The following is an 11,879-nucleotide window of genomic DNA, read 5'->3' as shown; positions in this document are numbered from 1 at the left end:
AGTGTTGACACGCTTCGTCAAGATCCAGCTGGCGCTGTTCACCATCCTGACGGTCATCGCGCTGGTCGTATTGGGTTGGTACTACCTGAAGTTGCCGAGCGTCGCAGGCGTCGGCACCTACGATCTGCACGCCAACCTGCCCAGGTCGGGCGGTCTGTACGCGACCGCCAACGTGACCTACCGGGGCACGCAGATCGGCAAGGTGACCGAAGTCAGCCCCACCGAGAACGGGGCGACCGCGACGCTGCGGATCGACAACCGCTACAAGATCCCGATCGACTCGGTGCCCAATGTGCATTCGGTGTCAGCGATCGGCGAGCAGTACCTCGACCTGGTGTCCACGGGCAACCCGGGCCAGTACTACTCGAACGGTCAGACGATCACCCAGGAGGGCGTGGTGCCCAGCGAGGTCGGGCCCGCGCTGGACGCCGCCAACCAAGGGCTTGCGGTGCTGCCCAAGGAGAAGATCGACCAGCTACTCACCGAAACATCGCAAGCCGTTGGCGGATTGGGCCCGGCGCTGCAACGACTGGTCGATTCGACGACGAACATCGCGCAGGGCTTCAAGGACAACCTGCCGCAGACCACCGACATCATCCAGCACGCGACGCCGATCCTGCAGAGCCAGGTCGACTCGGGCGACAACATCGAGCAGTGGGCGCGCAACCTGAACATCATCGCGTCACAGTCCGCCGAACAGGACGCTGCGCTGCGCAGCGGACTTCAGCAGGCGGCGCCGACGCTGGATCAGACCGCGGAGTTGTTCAACGGGGTGCGCGACTCGCTGCCGCAGACGCTGGCGAACCTCTCAGTGGTCATCGACATGCTCAAGCGCTACCACAAGGGGCTGGAGCAGACGTTGGTGATCCTGCCGCAGGGCGCTGCGGTGGCCCAGGCGGGCACGCTGTTCGACAACGTGGGTCAGTTGCCGCTGGCGTTGTCGATCAACCAGCCGCCGCCGTGTCTGACCGGCTTCCTGCCGGCATCGGAATGGCGGTCGCCCGCGGACACCAGCCTCAAACCGCTGCCGACCGGAACCTACTGCAAGATTCCAAAGGACTACCAGGGCAACGTGGTTCGCGGTGCGCGCAACTACCCCTGCGTCGACGTCCCCGGCAAGCGGGCGGCCACCCCGATGGAGTGCCGCAGCAAGGAACCGTACGTCCCGCTGGGCACCAACCCGTGGTACGGCGACCCGAACCAGGTGCTGTCCTGCCCGGCCCCGGCGGCGCGATGCGACCAGGGTGTCAACCCCGGCCGCGGCGTGATCCAGGCGCCGTCGGTGAACAACGGGCTCAACCCGCTGCCCGCGGACCAGCTGCCGCCGCCGGCCAGGGCGTCGGCGCCGACCAGCGACCCGCTCAGCCCTCCCGGGCAGGGCTCGGTCCAGTGCAGTGGACAGCAACCCAACCCGTGTACGTACACTCCGGCACCAGGACCACCCGGCGCGACGGCTGTCTACAGCCCGACAAGTGGTGAGGTGGTCGGACCTGATGGCGTGAAGTACAACGTCAGCAACTCGAAGAACCCAGGAGACGACGGATGGAAGGAGATGCTGGCACCAGCCAGCTGAACTCCACCGATGCTGACCCAACGCCGGACGAGTCGTTAGCAGTATCTACGGAAGACACCACAAGCGAAGAAGCCGCCGACACCTCGACCACCGAGCCCGAGCAGGAAGCTGTCGATGACGGTCGGCGCGTGTCGCGGCTCGGCGTCGGGTGGGTGTCGGGCATCTGCGCCGGGCTGCTGATCCTGGCCGCGGGCGCGGGTGCGGGTGGCTATCTCGCACTGCGCTCACACCACGACAGCGAGGCCATCAACAACGCCGAGACGGCCGCGGTGGCGGCCGCCAAGGACTGCGTTGCCGCCACGCAGGCGCCGGACACCGCGGCGATGATCGCCGCCCAGTCCAAGATCCTGGAGTGCGCCACCGGCGACTGGGGTGTGCAAGCGCCGCTGTACAGCAGCATTCTGGCCGACGCCTACCAGGCCGGTTCGGTCAAGGTGCAGGTGTCGGACATGCGGGCGGCCGTCGAACGGCACAACGACGACGGCTCCATCGAGGTGCTGGTGGCGGTCCGCGTCAAGGTGACCAACTCCGAGGCCGCCGACCAGGAGCAGGGTTACCGGCTGCGGGTGCAGATGGCGCAGGACGCAGGCAAGTACAAGATCGCCCGGCTGGATCAGGTCGGTTCGTGACGGCCGTGCTGGACAGGACGCCAGAAGTGGCCACCGACGCGTCGGTGACCGAGCGGCCCGCCGCGTCCTGGCTGTCGCGGGCCGGTGCGTTCGCTCTCGACGTGCTGCTGGGGCTCGCGGTGATCGCGGCGATGGCGCTGCTGACCCTGTCCGCTCCGCAGCGCGGGTGGCTGTGGTGGGTGCTCACCGGGGCCGCGGTGGCGGTGTTCGTCCTGATCGCAGTCAACCGGTTGTTGCTGCCGTCGATGATCGGCTGGTCTCTCGGTCGGGCGTTGTTCGGCATCGCCGTGCGGCGGCCCGACGGCGCGCCGGTCGGTTTGTTCCGGCTGGTTGCGCGCGATGTCGCGCACCTGCTGGACACCGCCGCCGTGTTCGTAGGGTGGCTGTGGCCCTTGTGGGATCGCCGCAACCGGACATTCGCCGATCTGCTGTTGCGCACCGAGGTGCAGAAGGTGGACGCGCCGCAGCGCGATATGCGGCGGCCGGTGGCGGTGGCGCTGATCGCGGCGACGCTGCTGTGCGCCGCCGGGGTGGGGCTGAGCTACCTGGCGGTGTACCGGCCCGCCAGGGCGGTCGAGGTGGCCCGCGCGCAGATCGCCGACCAGGGCCCGCGGATCGTCGAGAAACTGCTCAGCTACGACGTCAACACGCTGCAGCAGGACTTCGCCAATGCGCAGTCGCTGACCACCGATGCGTACAAACCGCAGTTGATCGACCAGCAGCAGGCGGTGCAGAAGGCGGGCGCCACCAAGAACACCTACTACGCGGTCAGCAGCGCGGTGCTGTCCGCGACGCCCGACAAAGCGTCGATGCTGGTGGCGCTGCAGGGTCAGCGCGGCGCCGACCCCGCGACGTTGAAGTTCATCACCGCGACGCTGCGGGTCGATTTCGAGAAGTCGCGCGACGGGCAGTGGCGGGTCTCGAACCTGACGGTGCTGAAGAAGCCGCAACTGGGTCCTGGTGCCCCATGAGCCCACGGCGCAAGCTCGACGTCGACGAGCCCGACTACTTCTGGGCTTCTGGGGGCGGGGCCCCGGGCCGGCCGCGGCGCTGGGGTCTGCCCGTCGTCGCGACGCTGGCGGCGGTGCTGATCGCGGCGGCGCTCACCGGGGCCACGCTGATGCTGATCTCGCACGAGAAGGACCGCAGGCAGAACGTGAAGGAAGCCGCGGCGCTGGGCTATGTCCGGGAGTTCATGACCACCTACACCACACTGGATCCGTTCCACGCCAACGAATATGCCGACAAGATCATGGCGCAGGGCACCGGTGACTTCGTGAAGATGTTCAAGGAAAAGGAGAACGAGATCCTGGTGCAGGTCGCGCGGGCCGAACCGACCACGGGCGCGGTCGTCGACGCGGGCCTGCAGCGCTGGAATGACAACGGCAGCGTCGACGTGCTGGTGGCGACGAAGATCTCGTCGAAGTCGCCGGACGGAAAGACGACGATCGAGAGTGGAAACCGTTGGGTGGCAACGGCGATCAAGGAAGGGCAGCAGTGGAAGATCAGCAACCTGATCCAGGTGATCTGACCGACGCAGCCGATCAGCCCGCCGAGACCGCGAAGACGCCGACCGGCAAGGCCGCGCGTCGCCGCCATCGGATGCCGCTGCGCCAGGAGCTTGCCGCAAGCCAGGACGCTGCCGGTGAGCAGGACAGCGCCGCCGAAGAGCACACGGAGCTTCAGGCCGCGCAGGAAGCTGAAGCCCTCGCCGCGCCCCGCAGGCGCGGCCTGTTCCGCCGTCGCGCGAAAACTCCTGAGCCCGAACCAGATTCGACGGACACCGAGACGTCGGATGCGGTGGAGGACGTCGTTTTGGTGCCGCATCGGCCCGCGGGTAAGCGGTTGACCATCGCGGCGGTGGCCGCGGGGGTGGTGTTCGTCGGCGCCGCCGCATTCGCGGGCGCCACGCTGCAGCCGTATCTAGCCGACCGTGCGCTGGTGGACACCAAGCTGAACATCGCGAGGACCGCCGCCGAGGCGATCACCACGCTGTGGACCTACACCCCCGACAACATGGACAACCTGCCGGACCGCTCGGCCGGCTTCCTCGGCGGTGACTTCGCCAACGAGTACCGCAAGTACATCGACGCGATCGTTGCCTCCAACAAGCAGGCGCAGGTCACCAACACCACCCAGGTGATGGGGACGGCCGTCGAGTCGGTGACGCCAACCGAGGCAACCGCCCTGGTCTACACGAATTCCGTTGCCACCAGCCCGGTTTCGAAGAACATTCCGTCGCTGCGGTATCTGTCCTATCGGCTGACGCTGCAGCGCCATGACGCGAAATGGCTGATCACCCGCATGACGACGGTGACGTCCTTCGACCTGACCCCGCAGTTGTAGCCGACGGCCCCCGGCATGCCCGTCGTCTCACCCGTCACCGACCGGACGACGACCGTGTGCCTGCTGCTGTTGACATTCGCCACCGGTCTCGTCGACGCGGTCAGTGTGCTGGAGCTCGGCCACGTCTTCGTCGCCAACATGACCGGCAACATCATCTTCCTGGGCTTCTGGTTCGCGCCGCACACCGTCGTCGACATGACCGCGGTGGTCGTCGCGTTCGGCAGCTTCGTCACCGGCGCGATCGTCGGCGGACGGTTCTCGCGGCACCTCGACAGCGACGTCCGACGTTGGCTCACCGCCGCGCTCGGGTTCGAGGTGGTCATGCTCGCGACGCTGTCGGTTCTCGGCGGGACGGGGGTGCTCGACTATCACGACAACACCAAGCTGTACCTGATCGCCGGGCTGGCGGTGACGTTCGGCATCCAAGCCGCGACCGCGCGCCAGTTCGGCGTCCAGGAGTTGTCCACGACGGTGCTGACCACGACGATCGTCGGCATCGGCTTCGACAGTCGGCTCGCGGGCGGTCGAGGGCACCGAGAGCGACTGCGCTACTCCGTGGTGCTGACGATGTGCGCCGGCGCGTTGGTCGGCGCGACGCTGACCCGGTGGTTCGTCGCGCCGGTGATCGCCGTCGCCGCGGTCGTGGTAGCCGTCGCGGCGGTGGTGTTCCGGTTCGGGCCTGCCAGGACCGAGGCGGCGGCAGGCTAATCTCGTTTGATGCCATCAGTACTCGTCACCGGCGCAGGCCGGGGGATCGGTAAGTCGATCACGCGTCATCTCGCCGACCGTGGCTGGGACGTCATCGCAGGCGTGCGCAGTGAGGCGGACGCCGCGGCGGTGACCGCGATGAACAGCCAGCGCATCTCCTCGCTGATTCTCGACGTCACCAACGCGGACCACATCGCCGCGCTCGACACGTCGCTGCCGCCGCGGCTGGACGCGGTGGTCAACAACGCCGGAATCGTGGTGAGCGGTCCGATGGAGACAGTGACCTCGGACGAGTGGCGAAAACAGCTCGACGTCAACGTGATCGGCCAGCTGGCGGTCACCAGGGCGGTGCTGCCGCGACTGCGTGAATCCCGCGGCAGGGTGGTGTTCATCTCCAGTGTGAACGGCCGGTTGTCGTTCGCGCTGGTCGGCGCATACTGTGCCAGCAAGTTCGCCTTGGAAGCGGCTGCGGATGCGCTGCGAATGGAGTTGCGGCCGTGGCGCATTGCCGTCTCAGTCGTGGAGCCGGCCCAGACCGACACCGACATCTGGCGCTCCGCTGATGACATGGTCGAGCAGGCGGAGTCCACGATGACCGCCGAACACCGGCAGTTGTACGCCCGCCACATCTCAGGCTTCAAGAAGACGATTCCGCTGTCCCAGAAGCTGGCCGTGCCCTCGGAGAAGGTCTCCGCGGTCGTGGAGGAGGCGCTGACCGCGCGCAGGCCGCGCCCTCGTTACGTCGTCGGCGTCGGCCCCAAGCTGCAGGTGGCGCTGATGACCAAGCTGCCCGACCGCGCGCGCGACGCGGTGCTACGGCGAGTCGCCAGACAGCCGTAGTGTTCGTCAAGCGCAGCAGCACAGCACCGCCAGACTTCTTTGCCTGCGAAGCCGCTGGGCTGCAATGGCTTTCGTCCGCAGAGGGCGGTGTGCCCTGTGCGCCCGTGATCGCGTTCGACGGCACCAGCCTGACATTGCAGCGGCTGGCCGCCGCACAGCCGTCCGAAACGGCCGCCTATGAATTCGGCCGTCGGCTCGCCATCACCCACGACGCGGGCGCCGACGCGTTCGGGTCGCCGCCCGACGGTTGGACCGGTCCCGGATACTTCGGTCCGCTGCAGGAGCCGCTGCCGATGTCGTACTGCGCCGCCGACCGGTGGGGCAGCTTCTACGCCACCGAACGACTGGCGCCGATGGCCGCACGCGCCGCGAGCCTGCTGGACACCTCGACACGTACCGCCGTCGACGAGGTGATCGCCCGCTGCGAAGCAGGCGACTTCGACGATGACGACCCGCCCGCCCGGATCCACGGCGACCTGTGGAGCGGCAACGTGATGTGGACACCCGACGGCGCGGTGCTCATCGATCCGGCCGCGCACGGCGGACATGGGGAGACAGACCTCGCGATGCTGGCGCTGTTCGGCTGCCCGCATCTCGACGCGGTGCTCGCCGGCTACCAGTCCCGGCGACCGCTGCGGGACGCCTGGCAGGACCGTGTCGGACTGCATCAGCTCTACCCACTGCTGGCACACGTGGTGCTGTTCGGCGGCGGATACGTTCGGCGGACACACGCCGCGGCACACAGCGCATTGCGTACTGGCAAACACCGACATGCGTAGCCCGGCGGACTCGCAGGTATGACAGGTATGTCCCGAAGCTGGGACTTTTGACCCATTTCCACAGGTAGAGCGAACTGCGGATTTCGCAGCCTGCGATTGCTCTGCAATGGCCCAGCAACCTTCACTCAGCAACCGATCTGCGGCTCCAGCAACCTTTTCCGATGTTCACGATCGCAGTTGCGGAGCCCGGCGGCGGCGGTTCGGCCCCACCGCGACTGGCCTGGGACTTTGTCGGGCAACATTATTTACCCAGGCGTCAGTAAAAATTTGCGGCAGCGTTTGACCTGACGGCTGCGAAGATTCTTCAGCAATTTAGCTTCACGAGCCATATCGGATGCTACGGTCACCTTAGAAAAATCTAAGACGGGGGCGGGAAGGGCAGGTCGACGTTGCCGGGCAAGCATTTGAAGTCCGAGAGCCGCACCAAGAAGATCGCCGTCGTCGGCGTAGCGACCGCGACGGCGAGCGCATTGACCGTCGCCGCAGCACCGCCCCCACCGAAACCGGACCCGGCACCCGTCGCCGTCCACAAGGACGTCGATCTCGCCGCGGCGTTTCGGCCGTTCACCAATCCGGATCAGATCCCGGATCTCACCGGCGGTCTGGGCACCGCCGCGTACAACCTGTCCCAGACCGTCATCGACCAACTCCTGCGGGCAGTCGTCGAGCGGATCAACCTCAGCGCGCTCGGCGAGGCCGCGGGCCTGGATCTGCCCAATGTGCTTCAGCAGATCCCGGTTTCGCTGCTGACCGGCGTGCTCGGTGCGATCCCGATCAATCTCAACGGCATTCTCGAGGACGCGCTCGGCGGCCTGGTCGGTGGCTTGCTGAGCCAAGCGCTCGACCTGATCGGCGTCACTCACAACGGCAACACCACGATCATCGATCTGCTCGGGTTGCTCGGTCTCGATCTCAGCGACCCGCTGAACCTGGCCAACCTGGACCTGCCCGGTCTCAACGTCGTCACCGCCGGTCCGCCCTTCACGCTGGGCAAGCTGCTCGGCCTGGACCTGGGATGGGTTCCGGGACTGCCGAATTCGGTCGCGAGCGCAATCAACAACACCACCTATCTCGACGTCGGACTCAAAGGTCTGGTGACCACCGTCATCGACAGATTGGCCGATGAGGTGGGTCCGCTCAATCCGGTGCTGTTGGGCTTGCAGGGGCTGGTCGACACGTTGCCGATCGACGTCGACGTCACCCAGATTCGGGTCCCGATCGTGGCGGGCTTCGGTCTTGGTGCATTCGCCGCAGGCGCCGCCTACGACAAGGTGCGGGCGGACCTGGCGAACCAGCCGGGTGGCCTGAACTACCAGGGCACCGATCCGCTGCTGGGTAGCTTCACCGTGCTGCCAATGGTGTTGCTGCGCAACCCCGGTCGCGGTAACGGCGGCCTGTTCGCGCGGCTGTTCCCGCTGGCCGGCCTGTTCGGCATCGACACCGTCACCCCCGAGACAGAGGCGACGCACAGCGGCGGCATTCCGCTGCTGAACACCGGTTTGGCCCTTGGCGGCGCCAACCTGGTACCGGTCAAGATCGACGGCACCATCGAGTACGACATCCTGTCCGACTTCCCGGCATGGCCCAATCCGTTCTCACTGGCGAATTCGTTGGTGGGTGCGGTGCTTCCGACGTACCTGCTGCGCGGCATCGACACCTCGAACCTGACTCCGCAACTGTTGGATCAGGTGGAGGCGGCCGTCGCGCGAACCACCAACCTCAACGTGCCGCTGTCGCTGAACCTCTATCTGACGTTGCAGACGAACAGCTTGCCGATGCTGGAGCCGCTGTACCTGGCGGCCGATGTGGTGAACCTCGCGACGTTCGGCTCGGTGTTCAATCCCTTTGAGCGACTGGCGAATGCGCTCGCGCCCGCACTGACGAGCCTGACCAATCTCGGCTACACCGACGTGGTGCGAAACCCGGACGGCACGTACACCAGGACGCTCGACGAGGCAGGGGTGCCGACGCCGTTCATGTCCTTCCCGGGCGTCAACTGGAACCGGGTGCCTGGCGACATCATCAACTCGCTGATCAAGGGCTTCCAGAAGGAGTTCCTCAGCGGCCACCCGACCCCGGGCACGCCGAACGCGATCACCGGACTGCTCAAGCTGCTCACCGGCGCGCTGGATCCGCTTGGCGGTCTCGGCGGTGTCCTCAACGGACTGCCCGGCCTGATCACCGACACGATTTCGCCGTTGGCCGCCAACGCGGTGCCTGCGGCGGACAGCAAGAAGATGCTCACGTTGTCCACCGACCCCGACGGTGACACGTCGAAGGGCAGGCACGCCGCACCCGCAGATACGCCGGTGCCCGACGACACGGGTGCGACGCCGAAGCATGCTGCAGACGAAACCGCAACGCCGACAGTGGATTCCGCACAGGACGGCACGGCTGAGGAAAGCAAGCCGGTGACCAAGACGCCGAAGCCGAAGCCGCCGCGTAACCCGGTGGGCGACGTCGTCGGCGGGGCCGCCCACACGGTCGCGGGCGCGGTGGGGTCGGCGACGCACGAGGTCGCAACCGGCGTCGCGGGCGTCTTGAAGAGCCTGGCGCCGAAGAAGACCACCAAGAAGCCGACCACCGACAAGACCACCACGACCGAGAAGAAGGACGACGATAAGGACTCCGCGGCCGGCGGCACCGGCGGAGCGACGAAGACCGCCGCCAAACACGCTGCCTGAGGCGGCAAGTGAATAGCGACGGTGCACCATGTCACGCAAACACCGCAAGTCCGGGAATCGTCTGACACGGATCGCGGCGCTCGGCGTGGCTACGGCGACGGTGAGCGCGTTGACCGTCGCCGCCGCACCGCCGCCGCCGACGCCGGCGCCCGTGCCGGTGGTGCACCAGAACGTCGACCTGACCGCGGCGTTCCGGCCGTTCACGGATCCCGATCAGATCCCCGACCTGACCGGCGGCCTCGGCACCGCGGGCTACGACTTCGCGCAGCAGATCGGCGACATGCTGCTGCGCGCGCTGGTCACCCACCTCAACCTGCCTGCGCTGGGCAAGTCGGCGGGGCTTGATCTTCCGAGCCTGCTCGTGAAGATCCCGCCGGCGCTTCTCGAAGGTGTGCTCGGCGCGATCCCGATCAATCTCGGAGGCGTGCTGCTGGACAGCGTCGGGCCGATACTGACTCCTGTTCTGCTGTCGGCACTTTCGACGCTCGGTATCACCGATGCCGGTGGCAACACCACGCTGGTCAATTTGCTGGGGCTGCTCGGGCTCGACCTCAGTGATCCGCTCAACCTGTCGAATCTCGATCTCCCCGGCGTCAAGCTGATCACCTCCGGACCGCCGTTCACGCTGCTGAAGATGCTCGGCCTGGATCTGGGCTGGGTTCCGGGATTCCCGAATTCGGTCGCCAACGCCATCAACAGCACGACGTATCTGGATATCGGCCTCAAGGGTCTGGTCAACACGTTGATCGACCGCCTGGAAGGCAACGTCGACCTGCCGCTGGGCAACATCCTGGCCAACCCGCTGGGGTTGCCGATCGGGTTGCCGATCAACCTCCCGGTGAACGTTCCGGTCGGCGACCTGCTGTCCTCGCTGAAGAAGATCGTGAACAACCTGCCCGTCGATGTCGACGCGGCGAAGGTACGAGTACCGATCGTCGTCGGCTTCGGACTCGGCGCGTTCGCGGCCGGTTCCGCCTACCAGCAAGTCGTCGACCAACTGCCGTACCAACCGGGCGGCGCCAAGTCACCGACCAAGGCGACCGACCCGCTGCTCGGCAGCTACACGGTGTTGCCAATGATCTTGCTGCGCAACCCGGGTCGCGGCAACGGCGGGCTGTTCGCCCGGTTCTTCCCGATCGCAGGCCTGTTCGGCATCGACACCGTCACGCCCGACACCCACGTGCAGAGCAGCGGCGGCATCCCGATCCTGAACACCGGGCTGTCGTTGGGCGGCGCGAACCTGATTCCGGTGAAGGTCGACGCCACCGTCGAGTACGACATCATGTCCGACTTCCCTGCGTGGCCCAACCCGTTCTCGATGGCGAACTCGGTAGTGGGCGCCATGCTGCCGACGTATCTGCTGCGTGGCATCGACACCTCCAACATCAGTCCGCAACTGCTGGCGCAGGTGCAGGCGCTGCTGGCGGGCACGCTCAACCTGAACGACCCACTGGCGCTGAACCTGTACCTGACGCTGCCGACCAATAGCCTGCCGCTGCTGGAACCCCTTTATCTGGCAACGGATTTGACGAACTTGATGACGATGGGCGCGTTCGTCAACATGAATCCGCTCGGCATGCTGGCCAATGCGCTCGCCCCGGCGATGACCAGTCTGGTGAATCTCGGCTACACCGACGTGGTGCGCAACCCGGACGGCACGTACACTAGGACCCTGGACGAGGCGGGGGTACCGACTCCATTCATGTCCCTTCCCGACATCAACTGGGCCCAGGTGCCTGCCGACGTCGTCGGATCGTTGGTGCGGGGTTTCCAGAAGGAGTTCTTCAGCGGGCACCCGACGCCGGGGACGCCGAACGCGATCACCGGCCTGCTCAAGCTGCTGACCGGTGTGCTCGGCCCGCTCGGCGGCCTCGGCGATCTGCTCAACGGCCTGCCGGGCCTCATCACGCAACAGGTGGCGCCGGTGGCGGCCAACGCGTTGCCGGAGGCCGCCGCGAAGTCGGTGACGCTGTCGACCACGGCGGCCGCCGCGCCACCGCCGGCCGTCCCGGTCTGGCAGCCGCAGGCCGCCGCCGTCGAGCAGGCACCGGCCGAGGAGCCCGAGACCAAGACCACGTCGACGACGAAGCCGACCACCACCAGGAGCACCACCACGTCGGGTTCGACGAGTGCGACGGGCACCGTCAAGCCGGCAGGGCCGTCGGCGTCGCCGAAGCCGCCGAGCAATTCGGTGGGCAGTGTCGTCGGTGGCGTGACGAGACCAACGGGGTGGCTGGCACGGTCGGGGGTGTCACCGGCGGCGTGGCTGGCACCGTCGGCGGCGTCACCGGCGGGTTGACCGGCGCGCTCGGTGGGCTGA

At 67.0% G+C, this 11,879-nt stretch carries 10 protein-coding genes; all 10 read left to right on the top strand.

Annotation, left to right across the window (positions count from 1 at the left end; genetic code table 11):
• Position 1: 1 nt before the first annotated feature.
• Positions 2-1,573, top strand: a complete 1,572-nt coding sequence (locus tag C1A30_RS24150; protein WP_101950874.1) for an MCE family protein — start codon at positions 2-4, stop codon at positions 1,571-1,573.
• Complete coding sequence (locus C1A30_RS24145) at positions 1,543-2,202, top strand: hypothetical protein (protein WP_101950873.1); 660 nt, start codon at positions 1,543-1,545, stop codon at positions 2,200-2,202. Before C1A30_RS24150 ends, C1A30_RS24145 begins: the two co-directional genes overlap by 31 nt.
• On the top strand, positions 2,199-3,173 hold the full coding sequence (locus C1A30_RS24140; RefSeq protein ID WP_101950872.1) for an RDD family protein: 975 nt from the start codon (positions 2,199-2,201) through the stop codon (positions 3,171-3,173). Before C1A30_RS24145 ends, C1A30_RS24140 begins: the two co-directional genes overlap by 4 nt.
• Positions 3,170-3,733, top strand: coding sequence for a mammalian cell entry protein (locus C1A30_RS24135; RefSeq protein ID WP_101950871.1), 564 nt, complete (start codon positions 3,170-3,172; stop codon positions 3,731-3,733). The genes C1A30_RS24140 and C1A30_RS24135 overlap by 4 nt, the downstream gene beginning before the upstream one ends.
• A complete protein-coding gene (locus C1A30_RS24130; protein WP_235010174.1) occupies positions 3,700-4,548 on the top strand; it encodes a mammalian cell entry protein in 849 nt (282 codons plus the stop codon). Before C1A30_RS24135 ends, C1A30_RS24130 begins: the two co-directional genes overlap by 34 nt.
• 15 nt (positions 4,549-4,563) lie before the next feature.
• Positions 4,564-5,256, top strand: a complete 693-nt coding sequence (locus C1A30_RS24125) for a YoaK family protein (protein ID WP_101950870.1) — start codon at positions 4,564-4,566, stop codon at positions 5,254-5,256.
• Between the two features lie 9 nt (positions 5,257-5,265).
• Entirely contained in the window at positions 5,266-6,096 is an 831-nt protein-coding gene (locus C1A30_RS24120; protein ID WP_101950869.1) for an SDR family NAD(P)-dependent oxidoreductase, read from the top strand.
• Complete coding sequence (locus tag C1A30_RS24115) at positions 6,096-6,875, top strand: fructosamine kinase family protein (protein WP_101950868.1); 780 nt, start codon at positions 6,096-6,098, stop codon at positions 6,873-6,875. The genes C1A30_RS24120 and C1A30_RS24115 overlap by 1 nt, the downstream gene beginning before the upstream one ends.
• A 389-nt stretch (positions 6,876-7,264) precedes the next feature.
• Complete coding sequence (locus C1A30_RS24110) at positions 7,265-9,559, top strand: PE-PPE domain-containing protein (RefSeq protein WP_101950867.1); 2,295 nt, start codon at positions 7,265-7,267, stop codon at positions 9,557-9,559.
• Positions 9,560-9,587: 28 nt separating this feature from the next.
• Positions 9,588-11,858, top strand: coding sequence for a PE-PPE domain-containing protein (locus tag C1A30_RS24105; RefSeq protein WP_101950866.1), 2,271 nt, complete (start codon positions 9,588-9,590; stop codon positions 11,856-11,858).
• Positions 11,859-11,879: the final 21 nt, after the last annotated feature.

Source organism: Mycobacterium sp. 3519A, from assembly GCF_900240945.1.
Taxonomy (GTDB): Bacteria; Actinomycetota; Actinomycetes; order Mycobacteriales; family Mycobacteriaceae; genus Mycobacterium.
Note: the sequence above shows the minus strand (reverse complement) of the source record. Positions and strands in the feature narration are given on the sequence as shown.